General features: G+C 69.2%; 25 protein-coding genes. 17 read left to right on the top strand and 8 right to left on the bottom strand.

Annotated features, from left to right (window positions below; genetic code table 11):
- Positions 1-12: 12 nt before the first annotated feature.
- The 5 genes from BST14_RS16145 to aroQ all read left to right on the top strand — a co-directional run bounded on the left by BST14_RS16145 (position 13) and on the right by aroQ (position 5,008).
- Positions 13-1,620, top strand: coding sequence for an ABC transporter ATP-binding protein (locus BST14_RS16145; RefSeq protein WP_083065354.1), 1,608 nt, complete (start codon positions 13-15; stop codon positions 1,618-1,620).
- Positions 1,621-1,688: 68 nt separating this feature from the next.
- Positions 1,689-2,894, top strand: coding sequence for a chorismate synthase (gene aroC, locus BST14_RS16140; RefSeq protein WP_083065372.1), 1,206 nt, complete (start codon positions 1,689-1,691; stop codon positions 2,892-2,894).
- A complete protein-coding gene (locus BST14_RS16135; RefSeq protein ID WP_083065353.1) occupies positions 2,894-3,418 on the top strand; it encodes a shikimate kinase in 525 nt (174 codons plus the stop codon). Before aroC ends, BST14_RS16135 begins: the two co-directional genes overlap by 1 nt.
- Entirely contained in the window at positions 3,415-4,512 is a 1,098-nt protein-coding gene (aroB, locus tag BST14_RS16130) for a 3-dehydroquinate synthase (protein WP_083065352.1), read from the top strand. The genes BST14_RS16135 and aroB overlap by 4 nt, the downstream gene beginning before the upstream one ends.
- Positions 4,513-4,561: 49 nt before the next feature.
- Entirely contained in the window at positions 4,562-5,008 is a 447-nt protein-coding gene (aroQ, locus tag BST14_RS16125) for a type II 3-dehydroquinate dehydratase (RefSeq protein WP_083065351.1), read from the top strand.
- Here the strand turns inward: aroQ and BST14_RS16120 are convergent.
- Positions 5,005-5,715 carry a B-4DMT family transporter gene (locus BST14_RS16120; protein ID WP_211280732.1) on the bottom strand — a complete coding sequence of 237 codons (711 nt, stop codon included), beginning with the start codon at positions 5,713-5,715 and terminating at the stop codon, positions 5,005-5,007. The genes aroQ and BST14_RS16120 overlap by 4 nt on opposite strands.
- 33 nt (positions 5,716-5,748) lie before the next feature.
- Here BST14_RS16120 and BST14_RS16115 point away from each other — a divergent pair, with 33 nt between their 5' ends.
- The 5 genes from BST14_RS16115 (at position 5,749) to BST14_RS16095 (ending at position 11,289) form a co-directional block, all read left to right on the top strand.
- A complete protein-coding gene (locus BST14_RS16115; protein ID WP_083065350.1) occupies positions 5,749-6,858 on the top strand; it encodes a M24 family metallopeptidase in 1,110 nt (369 codons plus the stop codon).
- 47 nt (positions 6,859-6,905) lie between these two features.
- Entirely contained in the window at positions 6,906-7,124 is a 219-nt protein-coding gene (locus tag BST14_RS16110; RefSeq protein ID WP_083065349.1) for a hypothetical protein, read from the top strand.
- 125 nt (positions 7,125-7,249) lie between these two features.
- The gene (gene efp, locus BST14_RS16105; protein ID WP_083065348.1) at positions 7,250-7,813 is read left to right on the top strand and encodes an elongation factor P; all 564 of its coding nucleotides are present in this window, start codon (positions 7,250-7,252) and stop codon (positions 7,811-7,813) included.
- Complete coding sequence (nusB, locus tag BST14_RS16100) at positions 7,810-8,331, top strand: transcription antitermination factor NusB (protein ID WP_083065347.1); 522 nt, start codon at positions 7,810-7,812, stop codon at positions 8,329-8,331. The genes efp and nusB overlap by 4 nt, the downstream gene beginning before the upstream one ends.
- Positions 8,332-8,424: 93 nt before the next feature.
- Entirely contained in the window at positions 8,425-11,289 is a 2,865-nt protein-coding gene (locus BST14_RS16095) for an aminotransferase class I/II-fold pyridoxal phosphate-dependent enzyme (RefSeq protein ID WP_083065346.1), read from the top strand.
- A gap of 4 nt (positions 11,290-11,293) precedes the next feature.
- Here BST14_RS16095 and BST14_RS16090 read toward each other — a convergent pair whose 3' ends face one another.
- Positions 11,294-11,539: a hypothetical protein gene (locus tag BST14_RS16090; RefSeq protein ID WP_245845429.1), complete on the bottom strand. Its 246-nt coding sequence runs from the start codon at positions 11,537-11,539 to the stop codon at positions 11,294-11,296.
- Between the two features lie 106 nt (positions 11,540-11,645).
- On the opposite strand from BST14_RS16090, the gene BST14_RS16085 reads away from it, so the two are divergent.
- Positions 11,646-13,061, top strand: coding sequence for a sensor histidine kinase (locus BST14_RS16085; protein ID WP_083065345.1), 1,416 nt, complete (start codon positions 11,646-11,648; stop codon positions 13,059-13,061).
- Here BST14_RS16085 and BST14_RS16080 read toward each other — a convergent pair.
- Both BST14_RS16080 and BST14_RS16075 read right to left on the bottom strand, forming a co-directional pair.
- Complete coding sequence (locus BST14_RS16080) at positions 13,043-13,711, bottom strand: response regulator transcription factor (protein ID WP_083065344.1); 669 nt, start codon at positions 13,709-13,711, stop codon at positions 13,043-13,045. The genes BST14_RS16085 and BST14_RS16080 overlap by 19 nt on opposite strands.
- Positions 13,712-13,826: 115 nt before the next feature.
- Positions 13,827-14,285: a hypothetical protein gene (locus BST14_RS16075; protein WP_083065343.1), complete on the bottom strand. Its 459-nt coding sequence runs from the start codon at positions 14,283-14,285 to the stop codon at positions 13,827-13,829.
- A 260-nt stretch (positions 14,286-14,545) separates the two neighbouring features.
- Here BST14_RS16075 and BST14_RS16070 point away from each other — a divergent pair, with 260 nt between their 5' ends.
- The 6 genes from BST14_RS16070 to BST14_RS16045 are packed head-to-tail and all read left to right on the top strand — an operon-like array spanning position 14,546 to position 21,262.
- A complete protein-coding gene (locus tag BST14_RS16070) occupies positions 14,546-15,292 on the top strand; it encodes a GntR family transcriptional regulator (protein ID WP_083065342.1) in 747 nt (248 codons plus the stop codon).
- On the top strand, positions 15,289-15,519 hold the full coding sequence (locus BST14_RS16065; protein ID WP_083065341.1) for a 4Fe-4S dicluster domain-containing protein: 231 nt from the start codon (positions 15,289-15,291) through the stop codon (positions 15,517-15,519). Before BST14_RS16070 ends, BST14_RS16065 begins: the two co-directional genes overlap by 4 nt.
- A gap of 25 nt (positions 15,520-15,544) precedes the next feature.
- Positions 15,545-16,933, top strand: coding sequence for an ABC transporter substrate-binding protein (locus tag BST14_RS16060; RefSeq protein ID WP_083065340.1), 1,389 nt, complete (start codon positions 15,545-15,547; stop codon positions 16,931-16,933).
- The gene (locus BST14_RS16055) at positions 16,930-17,802 is read left to right on the top strand and encodes an ABC transporter permease (protein ID WP_083065339.1); all 873 of its coding nucleotides are present in this window, start codon (positions 16,930-16,932) and stop codon (positions 17,800-17,802) included. Before BST14_RS16060 ends, BST14_RS16055 begins: the two co-directional genes overlap by 4 nt.
- Positions 17,799-18,551, top strand: coding sequence for an ABC transporter ATP-binding protein (locus BST14_RS16050; protein ID WP_083065338.1), 753 nt, complete (start codon positions 17,799-17,801; stop codon positions 18,549-18,551). The genes BST14_RS16055 and BST14_RS16050 overlap by 4 nt, the downstream gene beginning before the upstream one ends.
- Positions 18,548-21,262 carry a fumarate reductase/succinate dehydrogenase flavoprotein subunit gene (locus BST14_RS16045; protein WP_211280731.1) on the top strand — a complete coding sequence of 905 codons (2,715 nt, stop codon included), beginning with the start codon at positions 18,548-18,550 and terminating at the stop codon, positions 21,260-21,262. The genes BST14_RS16050 and BST14_RS16045 overlap by 4 nt, the downstream gene beginning before the upstream one ends.
- Here the strand turns inward: BST14_RS16045 and BST14_RS16040 are convergent, their stop codons facing one another.
- The 4 genes from BST14_RS16040 to BST14_RS16025 form a co-directional block, all read right to left on the bottom strand.
- Complete coding sequence (locus BST14_RS16040) at positions 21,263-21,802, bottom strand: GNAT family N-acetyltransferase (protein WP_083065337.1); 540 nt, start codon at positions 21,800-21,802, stop codon at positions 21,263-21,265.
- 12 nt (positions 21,803-21,814) lie between these two features.
- On the bottom strand, positions 21,815-23,029 hold the full coding sequence (locus tag BST14_RS16035) for a serine hydrolase domain-containing protein (protein WP_083065336.1): 1,215 nt from the start codon (positions 23,027-23,029) through the stop codon (positions 21,815-21,817).
- Between the two features lie 52 nt (positions 23,030-23,081).
- Positions 23,082-23,714, bottom strand: coding sequence for a class I SAM-dependent methyltransferase (locus tag BST14_RS16030; RefSeq protein ID WP_142279429.1), 633 nt, complete (start codon positions 23,712-23,714; stop codon positions 23,082-23,084).
- Positions 23,715-23,785: 71 nt separating this feature from the next.
- On the bottom strand, positions 23,786-25,048 hold the full coding sequence (locus BST14_RS16025) for an HNH endonuclease (RefSeq protein WP_083065334.1): 1,263 nt from the start codon (positions 25,046-25,048) through the stop codon (positions 23,786-23,788).
- Positions 25,049-25,150 lie beyond the last annotated feature (102 nt).

Here is a 25,150-nt window from a genome sequence, read left to right as displayed (position 1 = left end):
AGAGAACGTACCGTGACCCCACCGCTGCTCGACGTGTCCGGCCTCACCGTGACCTACCCGGGTGAGCCGCCCAAGGTGGCCCTCGACCACCTCGATCTGGCGGTATCAGCCGGTGAATTCGTCGCGGTAGTCGGCGAATCCGGTTCGGGCAAAACCACATTGGCGAATGCGGTGCTCGGGTTGCTACCGCGGGCCGCGACGGTCACCGCGGGGTCGCTGGCGATCGGTGGCCGCAACGCACTCGGCCTGAGTGAGCACCAGTGGTGCGGATTGCGTGGCACCGCCGTCGGATTGGTTCCGCAGGATCCCGGCACGTCGCTGAACCCAGTGCGCACCATCGGATCTCAGATCGCCGAGGGCTTCGCCCTGAAAAAGGCAAAGCTCTCCCGGCGCCAGGTCCGTCAGCGCTGCATCGATATGTTGGACCGGGTCGAAATCGACCGCGCCGAGCAACGACTGAAGCAGTATCCCGGCGAGCTCTCCGGGGGGATGCGTCAGCGCGTCCTCCTGGCGATCGCGTTCGCTCTCAACCCCGATCTGTTGATCGCCGACGAGCCGACGTCCGCCCTCGATGTGACCGTTCAGCGCCACGTCCTGGCCGTGTTCGACCGGCTCGTCGCCGAGCACGGCACCACCGTCGTCTTCATCACGCACGACATCGGGGTGGCCACCGATCACGCGTCGCGCATCGTGGTGATGCGCGACGGCGCCGTCGTGGAGGATGCCGCGGCCGACGCGATCGTCGCGGCGCCCCGCACCGAGTACGCCGCGCACCTGATCCGTCGGCTAAGTGCCCAAACCCCGGCCGTGCCGCGCGCCGATTCCGATGAGGTCATCGAGGTCGCCGCCGTCACCAAGGAGTTCCGCGTCGGTGCCCGGGGCAAGCACACCGCCGTGGCGGACCTGAGCTTCACCGTCCGGCGAGGCGAGACGCTGGCATTGGTGGGGGAGTCCGGATCGGGCAAGTCGACCACGGCGAAGATGATCGTCGGCCTGCTCAAACCCACGCGCGGAACGGTGCGCGTGCTGGGCCGCGACGTCGTCTCGTTGTCGTCGCGGGGCCGGCGCGAGCACTGGCAAGACACCCAGTTCGTTTACCAAAACCCCGGTTCGGCACTCGACCCGCGATGGACAGTCCGTCAGATCCTGGAAAGCCCACTGCGCTCCTGTGGGCTGGGCGACAAGGGTCAGCGGGCGTTGCGTATCTCCGAGGCCGTGGCCAGCGTCGGTCTGACCGGGGACAAGCTCGACCGGCGGCCCGCCGAGCTATCCGGCGGTGAATGCCAGCGCGTCGCGATCGCCCGCGCGCTCGTGGTGCGACCGCAGATCGTGCTGCTCGACGAACCGCTGTCGGCGCTGGATGTCGTGACGCAGGAAGCGATCATCGGCCTGCTGCTGCGGCTGCAGGAGCAGCTGGGCCTGACCTATCTGTTCATCTCCCACGATTTGTCGGTCGTGCGGCGAGTGTCGCACCGCGTCGTGGTGCTGCGGGCCGGACGGGTGGTGGAAAGCGGTGCCACCGCGGCGGTGTTCGCGGCGCCGGCCGCGGACTACACGCGCGCGCTGCTGGACGCCACACCGGGCCGGCGGCTGGCACATCTGGCGCTGTCCGCCTCCTGATAGCGGCCGGCACCGCTGCGGGCTGCGCGAATCGGTCTTTCGGAAGTCGACATGGGACAATGGGACCCGTGTTGCGTTGGATCACTGCTGGGGAGTCACACGGCCGCGCGCTGGTGGCCGTGCTCGAAGGCATGGTCGCAGGTGTGGAGGTCACCTCGCTCGACATCTCCGAACAGCTGGCCCGCCGCCGCCTCGGCTACGGCCGCGGCGCCCGGATGGCGTTCGAGCGCGACGCGGTGAGCGTGCTGTCCGGGGTGCGTCACGGTGTCACCCTGGGCGGGCCCATCGCCGTCGAGATCGGCAATACCGAATGGCCGAAGTGGGAGGCGGTGATGTCCGCCGACCCGGTCGACCCGGGCGAGCTGGCGGACAGCGCGCGCAATGCGCCGCTCACCCGGCCGCGACCCGGCCACGCCGACTACGCCGGCATGCTCAAATACGGTTTCGACGACGCCCGGCCGGTGCTGGAGCGGGCGAGTGCCCGCGAGACCGCGGCCCGCGTCGCGGCCGCCACCATCGCGCGGGCGTTCCTGCGTCAGGCGCTGGACGTCGAGGTGCTCTCGCACGTCATCGCAATCGGCCCGTCGGCGCCCTACGACGGCCCGCCGCCGGGTCCGGGCGACCTGCCCGCGATTGACGCCAGCCCGGTGCGCGTCTTCGACAAGGCGGCCGAGGAGGCGATGATCGCCGAGATCGAGGCGGCCAAGAAGGACGGCGACACGCTCGGCGGGGTGGTCGAGGTGGTGGTCCTGGGCCTGCCCGTCGGGCTGGGCTCGTTCACCAGCGGCGACAACCGCCTCGACAGCCAGCTCGCCGCCGCCGTGATGGGCATCCAGGCGATCAAGGGTGTGGAGATCGGCGACGGCTTCGAGACGGCGCGCCGCCGTGGCAGCCAGGCCCACGACGAGATGTATCCCGGCCCCGACGGGGTGGTCCGCTCCACCAACCGGGCCGGCGGCCTGGAAGGCGGTATGACCAACGGCCAGCCGCTGCGGGTGCGCGCCGCGATGAAGCCCATCTCCACGGTGCCGCGGGCGCTGGCCACCGTCGACATGGCGACCGGCGACGAGGCCGTCGCGATCCACCAACGCTCGGACGTGTGCGCGGTGCCGGCCGCCGGTGTGGTGGTCGAGGCCATGGTGGCGCTGGTGCTGGCGCGCGCGGCGCTGCAGAAGTTCGGCGGCGATTCGCTGGCAGAAACCCGCCGCAACGCCGAGGCCTACCGGCGGGCGGTCGCCGAGCGGGAGTCGCCGGGCACCCGGGGAACCGCGTAATGGCGCCCAAGGCGGTTCTGGTGGGGTTGCCGGGTTCGGGCAAGTCCACCATCGGCCGCCGGTTGTCCAAGGCGCTCGGGGTCGACTTCCTGGACACCGATGTGGCCATCGAGCAGCAGACCGGGCGGCGCATCGCCGACATCTTCGCCACCGACGGCGAGCCGGAATTCCGCCGCATCGAGGAGCAAGTGGTGCGCGCCGCGCTGGCCGATCACGACGGCGTGGTGTCACTCGGGGGCGGCGCCGTCACCAGCCCGGGGGTGCGGGCGGCGCTGGCCGGTCACACCGTTGTCTACCTGGAGATCAGCGCCACCGAAGGGTTGCGGCGCACCGGCGGCAACGCCGTGCGTCCGCTGCTGGCGGGGCCCGATCGCGCCGACAAGTACCGCGCGCTGATGGCCGAACGCAGCCCGTTGTACCGGCGGGCCGCGACCATCCGCGTCGACACCAACCGGCGCAACCCGGGCGCGGTGGTCCGCCACATCCTGTCGCGGTTGCAGGCCCGCGCGGGGGCCGCGACATGACCCGCTCCGGCGATCCGGTCACCATCGAGGTGGCCGTCGACCCGCCGTACCCGGTGATCATCGGCACCGGCCTGCTGGGCGAGCTGGACGAATTGCTCGGTAACCGGCACAAGGTGGCCATCGTGCATCAGCCGGTGCTGGCCGAGACCGCCGAGGTGATCCGAAGCCGATTGGCGGACAAGGGTGTTGACGCGCACCGCATCGAAATTCCGGACGCCGAAGACGGCAAAGACCTTCCGGTCGTGGGCTTCCTGTGGGAAGTGCTGGGCCGCATCGGCATCGGGCGCAAAGACGCCTTGGTCAGCCTCGGCGGCGGTGCGGCCACCGACGTCGCGGGGTTCGCGGCGGCCACCTGGCTGCGCGGCGTCGACATCGTGCACGTGCCCACCACGCTGCTCGGCATGGTCGACGCGGCCGTCGGCGGCAAGACCGGGATCAACACCGACGCGGGCAAGAATCTGGTCGGGTCGTTTCATCAGCCGCGCGCGGTCCTGGTCGACCTCGTGACGCTGCAGACGTTGCCGGCCAACGAACTCGTCGCCGGGATGGCCGAAATCGTCAAGGCGGGGTTCATCGCCGATCCGGCGATTCTGGACCTCATCGAGGCCGATCCGCAGGCCGCCGTCGACCCGTCGGGCGAGGTGCTGGCCGAGCTGATCCGCCGCGCGATCGCCGTCAAGGCGGAGGTGGTCGCCGCCGACGAGAAAGAGTCGGAGCTGCGCGAGATCCTGAACTACGGGCACACATTGGGGCACGCGATCGAGCGCCGCGAGCGCTACCAGTGGCGCCACGGCGCCGCCGTGTCGGTGGGCCTGGTCTTCGCCGCCGAGCTGGCCCGGCTGGCCGGCCGGCTCGACGACGCCACCGCGCGGCGCCATCGGACCATCCTGTCCGCGCTCGGCCTGCCGGTCGGCTACGACGCCGACGCGCTGCCGCAGCTGCTGGAATACATGGCGGGGGATAAGAAACAGCGCGCCGGGGTGCTGCGGTTCGTGGTCCTCGACGGGCTGGGCAAGCCGGGCCGGCTGGCCGGGCCGGACCCGTCGCTACTGGCGGCGGCCTATGCGGGACTCGCGGAGGTGGAGAGGTCATGACCCGCGCCGGCGACGACGCAGAGGGAACCGATGAGAAGGAGCGGCGCCGATGACCACCGTGGTCAACGTCATCAACGGCCCGAACCTGGGCCGGCTGGGGCGGCGCGAGCCCGACGTTTACGGCGACACGACGCACGATCAGTTGGCGGCGCTCATCGAGCGGGAGGCCGACGTCCTGGGCCTCAAAGCTGTTGTGCGGCAAAGCGATAACGAAGCTGAACTGCTGGACTGGATCCATGCGGCCGCCGATGCGGGCGAACCGGTGATCCTCAACGCCGGCGGGCTTACCCACACGTCGGTGGCGCTGCGGGACGCCTGCACCGAGCTGAGCGCACCGCTGATCGAGGTGCACATCTCCAATGTCCATGCGCGCGAGGAATTTCGGCGGCATTCCTACCTGAGCCCGGTCGCCACCGGCGTGATCGTCGGGCTGGGGGTGCAGGGCTATCTGCTCGCCCTGCGCTATCTGGCCACCGAGCCCGGCGCCGACGGCTAGGGCTGGCCCTTGCCGTGGTCCGGCTTGGTGTGCTCGTCGCGGGTGCGGATCACCTCGGTCTTCGGGTCGTCCCCGGGCTTGGGGATCGTCTCGGTCGGTGATTCGGTGGTGGGCACCGTGTCGGTGGGCGCCTCGCGCTCGGCGGTGGCCACCGACCCGGTCCGCCCTTCCGCCGCAGCGCCGGAGTTCTGTGTGGGGATCTCGCCGGTGGGGGCGTCGTCGCCGCGCACCGCGGAGAACACGTCGGTGTCGGCTCGCTCGTCGTCGGTGCCCGGCCGCCGCGGCGGGGGATTGCGGTCCACCCGCCAGCGTCCGATGGTCACGCCGACGATTCCGGGCAGGAACACGCACAACGCGGTGAAGGCGGCGAAGGTCGTGAGCTCGTTGAGCAGGCCGCCGGTGTACAGGCCGTTGTAGAAGAGCGCGATCAGCCAGGACACGGCGCCGCTGAGCACACCGGCGACCAAGCCGGCCAGCAGCCACGTCATCGCCAGGTCGCCGCGGCGATCCGGATCCGGGTTGGCGCGGGCGTCGGCCCGGCCGTCGAGCACCCCCCAAATGGCCACGCCGATGATGAACAGCAGCAGCAGCAGCACGCTGAACAACCCCGCGTTCGTCTGCCACGCGTTGATCAGTGCACCCTGGAACAATCGGACCACGACCATCGCCGCGGCGTACACCAATCCGCGCAGCATCCAGTTACTCATGGCCCAAAAGCGTAGCGAGTACCGTCAAGACCTGTGACACATTCACAGCGTCGAGACAGGCTCAAAGCAAGACTTGAGGCCAGCGGATTGGACGCGCTGCTGGTCACGGACCTGGTGAACGTCCGTTACCTCTCCGGTTTCACCGGGTCCAACGGCGCGTTGCTGGTGTTCGCCGACGACCGGGGCCCCGTGCTGGCCACCGACGGGCGGTACCGAACCCAGGCCGCCGAGCAGGCGCCCGACCTCGACGTGGCCATCGAACGGGCGCTCGGGCGGTACCTGGTCGCGCAGGCCGCCGAGGCGGGCGCGCGCAAGCTGGGCTTCGAAAGCAACGTGGTCACCGTCGACGGGTTCGACGCGCTGACCCGTGAGCTCGACGACCGCAAGGCGGCCACCGAGTTGGTCAAGGCCGCCGGAACCGTCGAAGCGCTGCGCGAGGTCAAGGACGCCGGCGAGGTCGCGCTGCTGCGCCTGGCCTGCGAGGCGGCCGACGCCGCGCTCGGCGATCTGGTGGCGCGCGGCGGCCTGCGGCCCGGCCGGACCGAACGCGAGGTCAGCCGCGAGCTGGAAGCCCTGATGCTCGACCACGGCGCCGACGCGATCTCGTTCGAGACCATCGTGGCCGCCGGCCCGAATTCGGCGATCCCACACCATCGCCCGACCGATGCCGTGTTGGCCAACGGCGATTTCGTGAAGATCGACTTCGGAGCGCTGGTCGGTGGTTACCACTCCGATATGACCCGCACCTTCGTGCTCGGCAAGGCCGCCGACTGGCAGTTGGAGATCTACCAGCTGGTCGCCGACTCGCAGCGGGCCGGCCGGGAGGCGCTGCACGCCGGCGCCGACCTGCGCGAGGTGGACGCCGCCGCCCGCCGGGTGATCGCCGACGCCGGTTACGGCGAGCAGTTCAGCCATAGCCTGGGCCACGGCGTGGGCCTGGAAATCCACGAAGCGCCGGGCATCGGCGCCACGTCCACCGGCACGTTGCTGGCCGAATCCGTGGTGACCGTGGAACCGGGCGTCTACCTGCCCGGCCGCGGCGGGGTGCGCATCGAGGACACCTTGGTGGTGCCGCAGCAGGCCAGCGGCAAACCACCGGAATTGCTGACCAAGTTCCCCAAGGAGCTGGCCGTCCTGGGGTAGTCGTCGCGCGACCTCCGGGGGTTGCCCCCGCGAGTACAGTCGGGTGCGTGAACGGGGTGGCACGGGGTTTGGCGCGGCTCCGGGATTTTCGGTGGGACCTCTACGCCCAGCCCCTCCGGGAGACGCGGCTGGAAATGCAGATCGTCTACTTCGCGATCCGCATGCCGTTCGCCGGGACGGTCCGCCTCCCGCTGCTGACCATGATCAAGCCGTTGCCGTCGCCCGACGAGGACGTGGCGCTGGGCTCCGAACAGGTGCGCCGCTGATCCGGTTTGGCCCGTCGACCGCCCGACCCCGGCGCGCGAGCCCCGGTCCCGCGGCGCTCTAAACTAGCCGACAAGTCGCAGACAGTCCGCAGACGACTGTTCATCCCGAGGAGACATACCGAACCGTGGCAAGCACTGCCGATTTCAAGAACGGACTGGTGCTGGTGATCGACGGCCAGCTGTGGCAGATCGTCGAGTTCCAGCACGTCAAACCCGGCAAGGGCCCGGCCTTCGTCCGGACCAAGCTGAAGAACGTGCTCTCGGGCAAGGTCGTCGACAAGACGTACAACGCCGGGGTCAAGGTGGAGACCGCGACCGTCGATCGGCGCGACGCCACCTACCTGTACCGCGACGGTTCGGACTTCGTGTTCATGGACAGCGAGGACTACGAGCAGCACCCGTTGCCGGAGTCGCTGGTCGGTGACGCCGCCCGGTTCCTGCTGGAGGGCCTGCCGGTGCAGGTCGCGTTCCACAACGGGTCACCGCTGTACCTCGAGCTGCCGGTGTCGGTCGAGATGGAGGTCACCCACACCGAGCCCGGCCTGCAGGGCGACCGGTCCAGCGCCGGCACCAAGCCGGCCACCGTGGAGACCGGCGCCGAGATCCAGGTGCCGCTGTTCATCAACACCGGCGACAAGCTGAAGGTGGACACCCGCGACGGCAGCTACTTGGGGCGCATCAACGCGTGAGTAGACCCGTGAGGGGACGCCATCAGGCCCGCAAACGCGCCGTCGACCTGTTGTTCGAGGCCGAGGCCCGCGGACTGAGCCCGGCGGAGGTCGTCGACGTCCGCACCGGGCTCGCCGAAACGAATTCCGAGATCGCGCCGCTGCAGCCGTATACGGCCGCGGCGGCCCGGGGCGTCGGCGAGCACGCCGCGCACATCGACGACCTGATCAGCTCGCATCTGCAGGGCTGGACGCTGGATCGGCTGCCCGCCGTGGACCGCGCGATCCTGCGGGTCGCGGTGTGGGAGTTGCTGTACGCCGACGACGTGCCCGAGCCGGTCGCCGTCGACGAGGCCGTCCAGCTGGCCAAGGAATTGTCCACCGACGACTCGCCGGGCTTCGTCAACGGGGTGCTCGGCCACGTCATGCTGGTGACGCCGCAGATCCGGGCCGCCGCCCAGGCGGTCCGGGGTCCGGTGGGCCCCGACGCTGCAACCCCGGAGGGCCCCGGATCGTTGGGTGAACAGCACCCGGGGTAATCGCCGGGGTGAAACGCCCACGGGCATGCCGCGGCGGGTTCACAATACGAGCGGCACGTCAGCGGCGGCGATCCGAGAAGAGCAGGTGAGGTCATGATTCGATACAGCACTCAGCCGCGGCGACTTCGGGTGTCGGCCCTGGCGGCCGTGGCGAATCCGTCCTACGCGCGGGTGGACACCTGGAACCTGCTCGACGATGCCTGCCGGCACCTCGCCGAGGTGGACCTCGCCGGACTGGACAAGACCCACGACGTGGCCCGGGTGAAACGCCTGATGGACCGCATCGCCGCCTACGAGCGGTACTGGCTGTACCCCGGGGCGGCGAATCTGGCCATCTTCCGCGCGCACCTGGAAAGCCTGTCCACGGTGCGGCTCACCGAAGAGGTGTCCCTGGCCGTGCGGTTGCTCAGTGAATATGGCGACCGCGCAGGGCTTTTCGACACGTCGGCGCCGCTGGATGACCAGGAACTGGTGGCCCAGGCCAAACAGCAGCACTTCTATACCGTGCTGCTCGCCGACGACGCCCCCAGCACCGCGCCGGACAGCCTGGCCGAGTGCCTGCGCATGCTGCGCGCACCGTCGGACGACGTGCAGTTCGAGATCCTGGTGGTGCCCAGCGTCGAAGACGCCATCACCGCGGTCGCGCTGAACGGGGAGATCCAGGCCGCGATCATTCGCGACGACCTGCCGCTGCGGTCCCGCGACCGGCTGCCGCTGATGAACACGCTGCTCGGGCCCAACGAGGACGCCGAAGACGGCATTCCCGACCGCGCCAACTATTGGGTGGAGTGCGGCGAGTGGATCAGGGAGCTGCGGCCCCACATCGACCTGTATCTGCTCACCGACGAGTCGATCGCGGCCGGCGACGACACCGGACCCGACGTCTACGACCGCACGTTCTACCGGCTCAACGACGTCACCGACCTGCACAGCACCGTGCTCGCCGGTCTGCGGAACCGTTACGCCACACCGTTTTTCGATGCGTTGCGGGCGTACGCCGCCGCGCCGGTCGGGCAATTCCACGCGCTGCCCGTCGCGCGCGGTGCCAGCATCTTCAATTCCAGGTCGCTGCAGGACATGGGGGAGTTCTACGGCCGCAACATCTTCATGGCCGAAACCTCTACCACCTCCGGTGGCCTGGACTCGCTGCTGGACCCGCACGGCAACATCAAGAAGGCGATGGACAAGGCCGCCACGACGTGGAATGCCGACCACACCTACTTCGTCACCAACGGGACGTCGACGGCCAACAAGATCGTCGTCCAGTCGCTGACCCGGCCCGGCGACATCGTGCTGATCGACCGCAACTGCCACAAGTCGCACCACTACGGCCTGGTGCTGGCCGGCGCCTACCCGCTGTATCTGGACGCCTACCCGCTGCCGAAGTTCGCGATCTACGGCGCGGTGTCGCTGCGCACCATCAAGCAGACCCTGCTCGACCTGGAAGCGGCGGGGCAGCTGCACCGGGTGCGCATGCTGCTGCTGACCAACTGCACCTTCGACGGCGTCGTCTACCACCCCCTGCAGGTCATGCAGGAGGTGCTGGCGATCAAGCCGGACATCTGCTTTTTGTGGGACGAGGCGTGGTACGCGTTCGCCACGGCGGTGCCATGGGCCCGGCAGCGGACCGCGATGGTGGCCGCCGAGCGCCTCGAGCAGATGCTGGCGTCGCCGGAATACGGTGAGGAATACCGGAAATGGGCGGCGACCATGGAGTGCGTCGACCGGTCGGAGTGGCTCGAGCGCGAGCTGATGCCCGACCCGGCCACCGCGCGGGTTCGCGTCTACGCCACGCATTCCACGCACAAGTCGCTGTCGGCGCTTCGGCAGGCGTCGATGATCCACGTGCGCGACCAGGATTTCAACGCGCTCACCCGCGATTCGTTCGCTGAGGCTTTTCTGACCCACACCTCGACGTCGCCCAACCAGCAACTGTTGGCGTCACTGGACCTGGCCCGCCGCCAGGTCGACATCGAGGGCTTCCAACTGGTCCGGCAGGTCTACGACATGGCGCTGGTCTTCCGGCATCGGGTGCGCAAGGACCGGTTGATCAGCAAGTGGTTCCGCATCCTCGACGAATCCGATTTGGTGCCAGAGGAATTCCGCGAGTCCTCGGTGAGCTCCTACCGCGAGGTCCGGCAGGGGGCGCTGGCCGAGTGGAACGAGGCGTGGCGCTCCGACCAGTTCGTGCTGGACGCCACCCGGGTGACCTTGTTCGTCGGCGCGACCGGGATGAACGGCTACGACTTCCGCGAGAAGATCCTGATGGAGCGATTCGGCATCCAGATCAACAAGACGTCGATCAACAGCGTGTTGCTGATCTTCACGATCGGCGTCACCTGGTCGAGCGTTCACTACCTGCTCGATGTGTTGCGAAGGGTGGCAACCGATTTCGACCGCGTCCAGAAGGCGGCCAGCGCCGCCGACCGGGCGCTGCACGAACGTCATGTCGAGGAGATCACCCAGGACCTGCCGCATCTGCCCGACTTCAGTGCATTCGACCTGGCGTTCAAGCCCGTCGACGAGTGCAGATTCGGTGACATGCGCTCGGCGTTCTACGCCGGATACGAGGAGTCCGACCGCGAACACGTGCTGATCGGCATGGCCGGGCGGCGACTGGCCGAGGGCAAAACCTTGGTCTCGACCACGTTCGTGGTGCCCTACCCGCCGGGCTTCCCGGTGCTGGTCCCCGGCCAGGTGGTGTCCAAGGAGATCGTCTACTTCCTGGCTCAGCTCGACGTCAAGGAAATCCACGGCTACAACCCGGATTTGGGGTTGTCGGTGTTCACCGAGACGGCGCTGGCGCGCATGGAGGCGCAACGCAACGCCGCGATGGCCGCGGTGGGATCGGTGACCGCGGCCTTCGAGCTGCCCTCGGACGCGTCCGCAACCAATGGTGCGCGCAACAACGGGGCCAACGACGCCCCGTCCGTGCGGTCGGTCGCCGACAGCGGCTGAGCGATCAGCGCGGTGTCGGAACCGGCTGGGCTGCGCAGGTGGTGCGCGCGGAGGTGCGCGGCGCCCCGGGCGACCAGTCCGAGATGCCCCGCCGGATTCCCTGGATCAGCGCGTCCCGGCCGGCCGGGGCCGTTTGGTTGCAGCTCGAGCGCAGGGTGCTGAACGGACTGGGGTCGGCGCCGGCCGGCGCCGCCACCAGGACGCCCGGGCCGAGCAAGACTGCCGCGCTGACCAGCACTCGGGTGATCACACGATTGGGACGACGCGAAGAGCGTCCGGTACCACACATGACCCTGTCAGCTTAGGACGGCTGCGCTGAGAGGTCGCTGAGAGCGCGCTGACCTCGGTGTTCTCTCCTGTGCCCGCGGGCCTGCAGAATTGAGGGCGTGCGGAAATTCGGTGCTCGCCCGCACCTGGGCATCTCCGCCCGCTCGGCGGCGGTGTCGGCGGTCGTCGTGCTGTGCGCGCTCGGCGTCGCCGGCGCGGGACTGGACGCGATTCTGTACCGGTCGCTGTTGGCGGGCGTCGACTACGCCGCCGCCGAAAGGGTCCGCGATATCACCAAGGCGCTGCGGTCCGATTCGTTGGACGACCTCGACATCGCGTTGCTGCACACCGACCAGCGGGTGGTCGCGACCCAGCTGATCGGTCCGAACGGCGACGTCGTCAAGCGATCCGGCTCGGCGCCGAAAACACCGCTGGCCGCGCCGAACCAGTTCGACTTCGACCTGCGTCGCGGCCTGCCCGACGACGCGGTGACCGGTGACGACATGCGGGTCAGCGGCCAAAAGGTCGCAACCCGATCCGGTGTCTACACCGTGCTGGTGGGAGGGGGCAGCGAGGCGGTCGAGGGGACCGCGCGAGCCCTGGCGATCCTGTTGGCCTGCAGCGCGCCGGTGATCGTCGCGGTGGTGGCGGGGGCGACCTACTGGCTGGTGCGCCGCTCGCTGCAGTCGGTGGACGCGATTCGGACCAGGGTGGCCGACATCTCGACGTCCGATCTGGCCGAGCGGGTCCCGGTGCCCGACAGCCATGACGAGATCGCGGCCCTGGCCGTCACCATGAACGAGATGCTCTCGCGGCTGGAAGCGGGTCACCGCGCGCAGCAACGCTTCGTCGGCGACGCGTCCCACGAATTGCGCAGCCCGCTGGCCACCATCATCTCCGGCCTGGAAGTGGCCGAGGCCCATCCCGAATTGCTCGACGCCGAGCTGGCGGTCAACACCTTGCTGCCCGAGGCGCAGCGCATGCACACGCTGATCGAAGACCTGCTGCTGCTGGCCCGTGCCGACGAGCAGCGGCTGGTCCGGCGCAAGGAGCCGGTGGCCCTCGACGACCTCGCTTCGGCCGAGGCCGACCGGGCCCGCCGCGACGCGCCGAGCGTCATCCACACCGATTTTCGCCCGGTGCGCCTGGACGCCGACCCGGTGGCCATGTCGCGGATGATTCGCAACCTCGTCGAAAACGCTGTCCGACACGCGGTTTCGTGTGTCGCCATCGAAGTCCGCGGCGACGGCGCGGCGGCGATCCTTAGCGTCAGCGATGACGGCCCCGGAATCGCTCCCGCCGACCGCAACCGGGTGTTCGAACGTTTCGTGCGCCTGGACTCCGACCGGGCCCGCAGCGGGGGAGGGACCGGGCTGGGCCTGGCGATCGTCGCCGAGGTCGTCGCCGCCCATCAGGGCACGGTCGCCATCGACGGCCCGCCGGGCGGCGGAACCAGAATGGTCGTGACGTTGCCGCGGCGCGACTCTCAGCACAGCAATCGGTAGCCGACGCCCCGGACCGTCTCGATGGTGTTGGTGCCGAAGGGAACGTCGATCTTGCGGCGCAGATAGCCCACATAGACCTCGACGACGTTGTCCGGGCCACGATGATGGGCATCCCAGACGTTCTGCAACATCTCGGCCTTGGTCACCACCACGTCCATGTTGCGCATCAGGTACTCGAGCACCCCGTACTCGCGGGGGGTCAGCGCGATCGGCGTCGAGCCCCGTTTGACCGTGTGCCGGATGGGATCGAGCGCCAGCGACCCGGCTTTGAGCACCACCGGCCGCGCCGGTGCGCCGCGGCGAACCAGCGCCCGCAACCGCGCCACCAGCACCCGGAACGAGAACGGCTTCGTCAGATAGTCATCCGCACCCAGATCGAAGGCGTCGGTCTCGTCGTACTCACCGTCCTTGGCGGTGAGCATGAGCACCGGCGTCCACACGTTGCGGCACCGCATCCGGCGCAGCACCTCATAGCCGCTGAGGCCGGGCAGCATGATGTCGAGCACGATGGCGTCAAAGGCGTTGTCGGTGGCCTCCCGCAGACCGTCGACACCGTTGCCGACGGCCACGACGACGAACCCCTCCGCCTTGAGCCCCCTGGCCACCGTCGCGGACAGCCGCGGTTCATCCTCAACGAGCAGGACTCTCATGGGTCAACGCTACGTCGAGCGCCGGGCACGCCCTCGTCTTCGGGCCGGCGGGCGACTCCGCACCGAACCGGCGCGCGAGTTGTGGTCGCGCGCACAAACTCCGACGCTACTCGGACTATCGCCACAGCTGTGAACGTCCGTCGATCACCCCGGATCGCGAAGACCGAAGTCCGTTTCCGGCTGAGTCCTCGGCGGCCTTGCGTTTGGCGGCCGCATCGCGTAGCGCCCCCGACCCGATCGCAACCCCGAGTGCGAGCAGCCCGAAACACACACCCGCAGTGATCAACTCGCCGCTGCGCAGGTTGGGCGGAACGGTCTGCGAATAGACCAGCGCGGCGATCCCCGCGGTCACGATGGCCACCGCCAGGCCGAAGCCCCACGTCATGATCGACCCGACAGCGACGGCGATCACCGCCGCGGCCATTAGATAGAAGTCTTTTTCGATGCCCGGTGGGCAGGGTGGGTCGTAGCCGTTGCCGCACCCTCCGATGCGTTCCATTGCGGTCATCGCCGAGACCAACGCGACGCCACCGCCCGCGGCGATGATTGCACCGGTGATTCGAAGCGGCCTCACCGCAGTCCTTCGAACTCGAACACTCAAGAGGTCTTTCGTACGCTAGCAAGCCCGGGCACGATCCGCAGCCACGCTCACGAGTCGCTTCCCGGGTTCCGCTCACCGGGATCGGAAAGCGTGCATCGCCTCGCAGGTGGCGCAATGACGAGGCGGGCGGCGGTTTGCGCTGGTCGGGCCCAAAGGCCGCCCGGCGCAATACGCCCGGCCGCCGTCTCCGACGCCGATGGGCGACCCGAAAAGTGGCCTTGAGCTGCGTTAGCGTGACTCCCGTGGCGCATCCGGTACCGATTGGCAGACCCAGGGCCGACCGCGCCCGCCGGGTCGCCGACGTGCTGCGCCAGCAGATCCACGCCGACGCCTATCCGGCGGGCCTGCCCGCCGAACAGCAGCTGGCCGCCGAATTTTCGGTATCGCGCAACACCATTCGCGAGGCTCTGGCCGTCCTCAAGCAAGAGGGGCTGATCGACCGCGGGCCGAAGGTGGGCACGCACGTCGCGCAGCGCAAGTACGATCACGGGCTCGACGCGCTGCTGGGCCTGAAGGAGGCGTTCAAGGATTTCGGTGAGGTCCGCAACGAGGTGCGCGCCGCGATGCCGGTCACCGCGCCGCCGTCGGTGGCCCGCCGGCTGCGGCTGCAGCCGGGTGAGCAGGCGGTGTTCGTCGAGCGGTTGCGTTACCTGGGTGAGCTGCCGCTCAGCCTGGACCTCACCTACCTCGCCCCGGACATCGGCCGGCAGGTGCTCGACCATCCGCTGGAGACCAACGACCTGTTCTCCCTCATCGAGCAGGTGAGCGGGCAGCGGCTGGGCTCGGCGGCGTTGGCGCTCGAGGCCATCCCGGCCGATGCGCACTCGGCGGCCACGCTGCAGGTGCCCGACGGCGCGGCGCTGCTGATGCTGGAGCGGCTCACCAGCCTGGCCGACGGCACACCCGTCGACCTGGAGTACATCCGGATGCGCGGCGACCGAATCACCATGCGCGGCAACCTGATGAGGAGCGACCCATGACGCTGATCAACAACAACCGCGCCGACGTGCCGGTCACCATCGACGAGTCGCTGTGTATAGACGGCTGCACGCTGTGCGTCGAGGTCTGCCCCCTCGATGCGCTGGCCATCGACCCGGAGACCAACAAGGCCTTCATGCACGTCGACGAGTGCTGGTACTGCGGCCCCTGCGCGGCCCGCTGTCCCACCGGCGCCGTCACCGTCAACATGCCCTATCTCCTTCGCTGAAAAGCATTCAACCCCAGGATCTTCGATGAAACGACGCGCCATTGCGCTGGCGTCGGTCGTGATCGCGATCGCCGCGCTCACCTCCGGTTGCTCACTGGAATCCCTGTCGCAGTCGTCCGGCGTGGTCAACGTGGTGGTGGGATATCAGTCCAAGACCATCAACACGGTCACCGCGGGTACGCTGCTGCGCGCGCAGGGCTACCTGGAACACCGGCTGGCCGACACCACCACCCGCACCGGCACGAAATACGCGGTGCGGTGGCAGGATTACGACACCGGCGCCCCGATCACCGCGCAGATGCTCGCCGAAAAGATCGACATCGGCTCGATGGGCGACTATCCGATGCTGATCAACGGCTCCAAGACGCAGGCCAACCCGCTGGCGAAAACCGAGATCGTCTCGATCACGGGTTACAACCCCAAGGGCGCCCTGAACATGGTGGTGGTGGCGCCGGGTTCGTCGGCGACCACGTTGAGCGACCTGGCCGGCTCCAAGGTCTCGGCCAGTGTGGGATCGGCCGGTCACGGCACGTTGATGCGGGCGCTGGACAGGGCCGGGATCAAAGGTGTGGAAGTGCTCAACCAGCAACCGCAGGTGGGCGCCTCGGCTCTGGAATCCGGTCAGGTTCAGGGTCTTTCGCAGTTCGTCGCCTGGCCGGGGCTGTTGGTGTATCAGGGCAAGGCCAAACTGCTGTACGACGGCGCCGAACTGAACCTGCCCACCCTGCACGGGGTGGTGGTGCGGCGCTCGTATGCGGCGTCGCATCCGGAGGTGCTGGGCGCCTTCCTGCAGGCCCAACTCGACGCCACCGACTTCTTGAACTCCAAGCCCCTTCAGGCCGCCCGCATCGTCGCCCAGCAGAGCGGGCTGCCGCAGGAAGTGGTGTACCTCTACAACGGACCCGGTGGCACCTCGTTCGACACCACGCTCAAACCATCACTGGTGGAGGCGCTGAAAAACGATGTGCCGTACCTGAAGTCGATCGGCGACTTCGCCGACCTCGACGTGCCAGGCTTCGTCCAGGACGGGCCGTTGCGCACCGTGTTCGGCGCTCGTGGCCGCAACTACGACGCTGCCCGGGCCGCCACCGCCAACCCGTCCGCGCTGCGCGGGGATCCCACCCTGGCAAGCGAATTATGGCTCGAAGGCGCTGATTCCACCCAGACGCTGGCCAACCCGACAGACCTGCTGCGGGCCGTGCGGGACGCGACCGCCCACGGCGCCAAAGTCCGCGCCGCCTATGTTCCCGACGCGGAACTGGGCACCCGGTGGTTCGCCGACAAGGCGGTCTGGGTGCAAAACGGCCAGACCTATCTGCCGTTCGGGACGCCGGCCGGCGCGCATCGCTATCTCGCCGCGCACCCGGGCGGCAGCATCGTCGATTACCAACAGGCCCTTGGAGGTTCGGTATGACTGCCTATCTGACCGGCGACCCGGCAGCCACGGTGTCCGCGCAAGTCGTCGACGCGGTCCCGGCGGCGGCCACTCCCCGGCGCACCGGCTCGCCGTGGCAGTGGCGGCTGCTGCGGCTCGCGTCGGTGGTCGCCGCGATCGGGCTGTGGCAACTGCTCACCGCCGACAAGGTCCGGCTGCTGCTGCGCTTCGACACGCTGCCCACCGTCACCGAGATCGTGCACGCGCTGGGACGCCGGCTGCAGACGGGCGAGTACTGGCTTGACCTGGCCCAGTCGCTGATCCGCATCCTCACCGGCTTCGGGTTGGCCGCCGTGGTCGGTGTGGCGACGGGCGTGCTGCTGGGCCGATCCCGGTTGTTCGCCAACACCTTCGGCCCGCTGACGGAGTTGGTCAGGCCCGTCCCCGCCATCGCGATGGTGCCCGTGGCGATCCTGCTGTTCCCCACCGACGAGGCCGGCATCGTGTTCATCACCTTCCTCGCGGCCTACTTCCCGATTTTGGTCAGCACGCGGCACGCGGTGCGCGCGCTGCCCACACTGTGGGAGGACTCGGTGCGCACCCTGGGCGGCGGACGGGCCGATGTGCTGAAGCAGGTGGTGTTGCCCGGCATCCTGCCGGGGGTGTTCGGTGGCTTGTCGGTCGGCATGGGCGTGGCGTGGATCTGCGTGATCTCCGCCGAGATGATCTCCGGCCGGCTCGGGATCGGCTATCGCACCTGGCAGGACTACACCGTGCTGGCCTATCCCCAGGTGTTCGTCGGCATCATCACCATCGGCGTGCTGGGTTTCGCGACGGCGGCGGCCGTCGAGGTGGTGGGCCGTCGGGTGACCAGTTGGCTGCCGCGCGCGGAGGAGGAACAGCGATGACTGTCAAACATGCCGGAGTGAGTCTGGAACTGGATCGAGTTCGCCTGTCCTACACCGGAGAACCGGTGATCGACGGGCTTAGCCTGACGGCGCGCCCCGGGGAGATTCTGGTGCTCACCGGTCCCTCGGGTTGCGGCAAGTCGACGGTGCTGCGGGCCCTGGCGGGCCTGCTGCGGCCGGACGAGGGCCGGATCGTGGCCGACGGCGACGAGGTGACGACCACCTCGGGCGACCGGGGCATGGTGTTCCAGGACAACGCGCTGCTGCCCTGGCGCACCGTGCGCTCCAACATCGAGCTGGCCCTGCGGCTACGCGGTGTCCCCCGGGCCGGCCGGCGCGCCGAGGCGGACCGCTGGATCGCCGAGCTGGGGCTGACCGGTTTCGGTGACTATCTGCCCAAGAGCCTGTCCGGCGGCATGCGCCAGCGCGTCCAGCTGGCCCGCGGGCTGGCCGGCGCGCCGCGCGCGGTGATGATGGACGAGCCGTTCGGCGCGCTGGACACCCAGACCCGCACGGCCATGCAGCGCTTACTGATCGACACCTGGCGTGCCCATCCCACGACGATCGTCTTCGTCACCCACGATGTCGACGAGGCGCTGCTGCTGGGCGATCGCATCGCGGTGCTGGGCAAGGCCGGTCAGCCGCTGCGCACCCTGATCGACGTGCCGGAGCCCCGCGTCGATCGGCAGCGCCCCGCGCTGCGGGCCGAAGTCATTGCGGCACTTGATCACTCGGCGGTGGCGGCATGATGCAGATTCCCGACCCGGCGGCCCCGACCCGGCTCGACTGTGACGTGCTGGTCATCGGTGGCGGCACCGCGGGTACCATGGCCGCGCTGTCGGCCGCCGAGCACGGCGCGCGGGTGCTGCTGCTGGAGAAGGCCCACGTGCGCCACTCCGGTGCGCTGGCGATGGGCATGGACGGGGTGAACAACGCGGTGATCCCGGGCAAGGCCGAGCCCGAGGACTACGTCGCCGAGATCACCCGCGCCAACGACGGAATCGTCAACCAGCGCACGGTGTATCAGACCGTCACCCGCGGCTTCGCGATGGTGCAGCGGCTGGAGCGCTACGGCGTGAAGTTCGAGAAGGACTCCCGCGGTGAATACGCGGTGCGCCGGGTGCACCGCTCGGGTTCCTACGTGCTGCCGATGCCCGAAGGCAAGGACGTCAAGAAGGCGCTGTATCGCGTGCTGCGGCAGCGATCGATGCGCGAGAAGATCCAGATCGAGAACCGGCTGATGCCGGTCCGGGTGCTGGTGGACGGCGGGCGTGCGGTCGGCGCGGCGGCGCTGAACACCCGCACCGGCGAATTCGTCACGGTCGGCGCCAAGGCGGTCATCCTGGCCACCGGCGCGTGCGGCCGGCTCGGCCTGCCCGCCTCGGGTTACCTGTACGGCACCTACGAGAACCCGACGAACGCCGGTGACGGCTACTCGATGGCCTACCACGCGGGCGCGGAGCTGTCCGGCATCGAGTGCTTCCAGGTCAACCCGCTGATCAAGGACTACAACGGCCCGGCCTGTGCGTACGTGGCGAATCCCTTTGGTGGCTATCAGGTCAACGCCCACGGCGAGCGGTTCGTCGACTCCGACTACTGGTCGGGCCAAATGATGGCCGAGGTCAAAAGGGAGATCGACTCCGCGCGCGGACCCATCTATCTCAAGGTGTCGCACCTGCCCGACGAGACGCTCACCGCGCTGGAGAACATCCTGCACACCACCGAACGGCCGACCCGGGGCACCTTCCACGCCAACCGCGGTCATGACTACCGCACCCATGACATCGAGATGCACATCTCCGAAATCGGTTTGTGTAGCGGGCATTCCGCCTCCGGGGTGTGGGTCGACGAGCACGCGCGCACCACGGTGCCCGGGCTGTACGCCGCCGGCGACATGGCCTGCGTCCCGCACAACTACATGATCGGGGCGTTCGTCTTCGGCGATCTGGCCGGCACACACGCCGCCTCGACGCTCGCTGAAGTTGCTGCGCCGCAACGCCTTCCGGAACACCAGGTGCGTGAGGCGCACGAGCTGATCTACCGGCCGCTGCGCCATCCGGACGGCCCGCCGCAGCCCCAGGTCGAATACAAGCTGCGCCGCTTCGTCAACGACTACGTCGCGCCCCCCAAAACCGGGGCCAAGCTGTCACTGGCCATCCGCACCTTCGAGCGCATGAGCGCCGAGATCGCCGAGATGGGCGCCCGCAATCCGCACGAGCTGATGCGCGCGGTCGAGGTGTCATTCATCCGGGACTGCGCCGAGATGGCCGCCCGCTCGTCGCACACCCGCACCGAATCGCGCTGGGGGCTGTACCACGATCGCGCCGACCTGCCGGGCCGTGACGACAACCAATGGGGCTATCACCTCAACCTGCGCAAGGACGACAGCGGCGAGATGGTGTTCCTCAAGCGGCCGGTTGCGCCCTATTTCGTGCCCGTCCCGGAACTGGACGGGCTGCCGCCCGCCGACCAGACCGTGTACCCGGTGGAGCAGCCGCCGCTGGTCGGCGGCCAGGCGCCGGCCACCGCGGTGTCCCGAATCACCCCGTCCACCACGGCATTCGAACCGCCCTCGCCCCGTATCGCCGAGGTGCTGGCGCTCGAGGAGCCCACGATCGCCGACCTGGGGCCCTACCTGGCGGACGCGGATCCCGGGGTGCGCCGCACGGCGGTGTCGACGCTGACCGAGCACATCCCCGACGGGTATGCGCCGGCACTGGTGGCCGCGCTGAACGACGACGACGCGGGAGTCCGACTCACCAGCGCCGACGGCATCCGCGAGCTGGTCGAGGTGCTGCCCGAGCCGGAAAGCGTGCGGGAGCACCTGGATTCGGGCGATCGGGTGGTGCGGGCGGCGTCGGTGTACGTGCTGGCCGCCCGCCGGGCCGGCGACGCCGCGCAATACCGCCGCGCCCTCGCCGACGTCGATCATCGGGTGCGCATCGAGGCGGTGCGCGCGCTGGTGTCCGTCGACGACGTGGCGGGCGTCGTCGCCGCGGCCGACGACGAGAACCGGGAGGTCCGCATCGCGGCGGCGGCCGCGCTGGCGACCCTGAGGGGGGCGTCGGTACCGGCCGGCGAGGCCGTGCGTCGGCTCGTCGCCGACTCCGATCCACTGGTGCGCGCGGCCGCGCTGGCCGCGCTGGGCCAATTGGGTTGCGGCGAACAGGATTACGCCGCCATAAAGCAGGCGTTGCGGGTGCCGGCCTGGCAGGTGCGGGAAGGCGCGGCGCGCGCGCTGGCCGGCGCGCCGGCCGACTTCGCGGTTCCGCAGCTGTCCGAGGCGCTCGCCGACGCCCATCTGGACGTGCGCAAGGCGGCCGTCCTGTCCCTGACCCGGTGGGCCGGCGAGCCCGCCGCCCGGGACGCGCTGGGAATCGCGCTCAAGGACGGCGACGCCGACGTGCGGGCCTACGCGCGCCGCGCGCTCGAACTCGACGGCGCGGTGCGGCAAAGCTAATCAGCGCAGAATCTTGGCGTACAGCAGGCTGTCCTGCGGCTCGGGCCCCATGGTCGGGTAGACCGCGTGCCGGGCCAACCGCCCCTCCAAGAAGAAGCCGGCGTGCTCGAGCAGCCGCGCCGAGCGCGTGTTGTCCACGCTGCAGGTGGCCCACACCCGATACACCTCGCGGTCGGCGTCGAGGGCGGCGAGCAACATGCCGAGCACCTCGGACATCAATCCCTTGCCCCACCAGCGTCGGCCCAGGCAGTAGCCCACCTCGACCGAGTGCGGCGCGGTGCGCCGGCAGCTGGCCAGGCCGATCACCTCGCCGCGGTGCCGCGACTCGATGACCCAGGTCTTCTCGTCCGCGCTGGTGTTCAACTTCTCGGTGATCACGCGCCGCGTGGCGGCCACGTCGGGGTGCGGCGCCCACAGCAGGTACTTGGTGACCTGGGGATCGCGGGCAACCCGCTGGAACAGCGCGCCGGCGTCGTCGAGCGTGGGCGGGCGCAGTGACAGCCTTGGCCCGCTGATGCGGTCGGGCGGGTATTCGGGCATCGCGATGTGACTTTAACGACCGAGGGCGCGATAGGTGTTGCGGACGAATCGTGGTTGTGCCGTGCGGAGTTTGGCCAGCGACGTGTTGCCGGCGACGGCCGTGGCCGCATCGACGGTCAGGTCCGGCAGGTTCTGGATCAGGTAGAGCAGGATCAGGTCCGCGTCGGGGTCGGCCTGCCACCAGGTCCCGTAGGCGCCGGGCCAGCTGAACGTGCCGAGGCCGCCCGGCCCGAAAAGCGGTGTGCTCTTGGCCGGATCGGTCACCACGGACAGGTTCAGCCCGAAGCCGCGGCCCACCCAATACGGTGCGCCCAGGAAGTTGTGCCGCTTCTGTTCGTCGGTGAGCCGGTCGGTCCGCATCAGCCGGACGGACTCTTCCGAGAGCACCCGCACGCCGTCGAGTGTGCCGTCGCCGAGCAACATCCGGACGAACCGGAGGTAATCGTCGGCGCTGGACCACAATCCACCGCCGGCGTTGCAGAACGAGGGCGGGGTGATGTGCGGCGGACCCATCACGCCGTGATGCAGCCGGCTGTGCTCGTCGAGGCGATACATGGTCGCGGCGCGCCGCCGCGCGTCGGGGGAGACGAAGAACCCGGTGTCCGTCATGCCCGCGGGGCCCAGGATCCGTTCGTCGAGCACCCGGTAAAACGGCTTGTCCTCGACGCGGGCGGCGATGACGCCCAGCAGGTCGATGGAATGGCTGTAGGTGACCCGGTCGCCGGGCTGATGCACCAGCGGCAGCTTGGCCAGTTCGGCCAACCAGGCGTCCGGGCCCTGGTTGAACGGCAGGCGCATATAGGCCTTGGCGATCGGCCCGGACACCGAGAAGCCGTAGGCCAGCCCGCTGGTGTGGGTGAGCAGATCCTCGATCAAGATGACGCGGTTCACCGGGTGGGTGCGGTCCAGCGGGCCGTGCGGATCGTCGAGTACCCGCACGCCGGCCAGTTCGGGCGCCCAGCGGGTGACGGGATCTTTCAGCGCCAGCTTGCCCTCGTCGACCAGGCTCATCACCGTTGCGACCGTCACCGGTTTGGTCATCGACGCGATGCGAAACAGCGTGTCGCGCTGCATCGGCAGGCCCGCATCCACGTCGCGGTAGCCGATCTCGTTGACCTGCAGCAGTTCTCCGCGCTGCCAGACCATGGTGACCGCGCCGGCGAGCAGGCCGGCGTCGCACACCTCGCGGATCGAGGCGGCATTGCCGTTGAGGGTCGAGCGATTCACCTGGTCAGGGTAGCGGTCCGGCCGGGGGTTCTCAGATTCGGTCGCTAGTAAGCTAGTGCCGCTGCGCGCGGACGTACCAAAACTCCATTTCGACCTGATTGCCGTCCAATTCGCGGCGCATGGTGGCCGGCTCTAGTGACTCGATGTCCCAACCCGCGCCGCCGAGGACCTCGCGCAACGTCTGCTCGGAGACCGCGGGCCGAGGCCACTGCGGGTCGGTCGGGTTCGCGTCGGAGAAACAGCTGATCAACAGGGTGGCGCCGGGCCTGGTCGCCCGATGGGCCGCGGCGGCATAGTTGCGCTTGCCCTCTTCGTCGAGGCAGTGGAACATGCCGCTGTCGACGACGGTGTCGAAGGCGTTGGCGTAGCCCGCGAGCTTGGTCGAGTCGGCCACCGCAAACGTCACGTCCACTCCCGCATCCGCGGCCCGCCGCTCGGCGGTGCGCAACGCGGTCGGGGAGATGTCCAGCCCGGTTACCCGGAAGCCGTTCTTGGCAAGATAGATGGCGTTGTCGCCAAGACCGCAGCCGATGTCGAGGACGTCCCCATGCACCCAGCCGCCGGTGTGCCATGCGACGACACTGTCCTTGGGCGCCTTGGTATCCCACGGCGGTGTGGCCATTGGCGGGATGCCTTTCCCGGGGGTCTCGCCGCGATAAAGCGCGTCGAAGTCCATGTGCTGCAAGCCGTAAAATCCAGACGACGAAGTCACTCTCGCCAGCTTAGACCCGCCGAATGAGTTGCGGCGGGATCCAGCTATGCGGCGTGCGGGTCGGCCAGGCGGACGCCGATCCCGGTATCCAGCTCACTGACTTCCACCCCGAACGGCCCGGGCGCCGGTGGCGCGCCGGAGCGATAGTGCATGCCGGTGGGCGTGGTGAAATCGGCTGTATGTGAACCGTTTTCGTCCGTTTCCGCCGCGACGCGCCAGCCGGGCACTTCCTTGACGTAGTTGCAGCGTTCACACAAGCCCAGCCCATTGGCCGCGCTCGTCGACCCGCCGCGACGGTACGGACTGGCGTGGTCGCGGTGGCGGATGGGGGCATCGCAGTACGGGGTGCGACAGCGTCCATCGCGAAACCCGATGAAGGCGGCCAGGCTCTTTGGGAAACGCCGCGCCCGCGATTCCATCGCCACCAGGGCCCCGGAACGCGGATGTCGGTAGAGCCGGCGCAGCGTGGCGCGGGACCGGGAGTCGATCACTGCACCGTTCACCAGGTGGCGGGCTACCGCCGCGGGGACCGGGCCGTACCCGTCGACGTTCGCCGCGGTTGGTGCGCCACCCAACAGCGATTCGTCGGAGATGACCAGGTTGACCGCTATCGGTTGAGCGACGCCGGCGGGTCGCCCGGTAATCCGCTCAACCAGCGTGTCAGCCATCACCTGGCCACGCGAGCGTTGATCCAAAGTGGTGTCGGCGGTGCGCTTCAGCGCCGCGTAGACCGAGACGCCCTGCGCTACGGGCAGTAATGCCGTCACCCAGGTCATCGTGTCGGGAGCCGGCCGGATCGTCACTGTGCGTTCGGATTCGGCCTTGGCGGCACGATCGACCACCGCCTGCGCATTGAGCCGGTAGGCGATCGCCCGGGCGGCCGCGGTGATTCGCGCGTCGCCCTTCCCGTCCAACGAGGATTCGTCGCCGCACAGTTCGGCATCCAGGGCGCGACGGTCCTCGACGTCCAGGCAGGCCGACTCACGAACGATGAGCGTGGCCCGCCATTCGGACAGCCGCCCGCTCTCGAGGGCCGCCAGGGTGTGGGGCATCTCGTAAACCAACGCCTTCGCGAATCCGAGATGTCTCCCGCCCCGGGCGGGGGAGTCCCGCCGCGCCAAGGCGATCTCGCTGGCTACTCCGCGGCCGCGCTGGGCGACCGGCATTCCGGCGGCCGCCTCGTTCGCGCGACGCAGCGCGTCCAGGGCTGCGGCCGCCCGCGCCTGGTCGGCCGCGGCCGCCGACTTGGCTCGCTCCTGCGCGGCGATTCGCTCCAGCAGCGCGGCTTCCTCCGGCGATTCGAACATACTTTCGATAGTAGCAAGCCACGGCCGCGTTGACTCGCCTTTTATGCGCGCGAAGTGGCTCTTCGTTGCCTCATTCAAAATGCGCGTGTGCGGCGTGCCTGC

This window comes from Mycobacterium arosiense ATCC BAA-1401 = DSM 45069 (genome assembly GCF_002086125.1).
In the GTDB taxonomy this organism is placed as follows: Bacteria; Actinomycetota; Actinomycetes; order Mycobacteriales; family Mycobacteriaceae; genus Mycobacterium; species Mycobacterium arosiense.
Note: the sequence above shows the minus strand (reverse complement) of the source record. Positions and strands in the feature narration are given on the sequence as shown.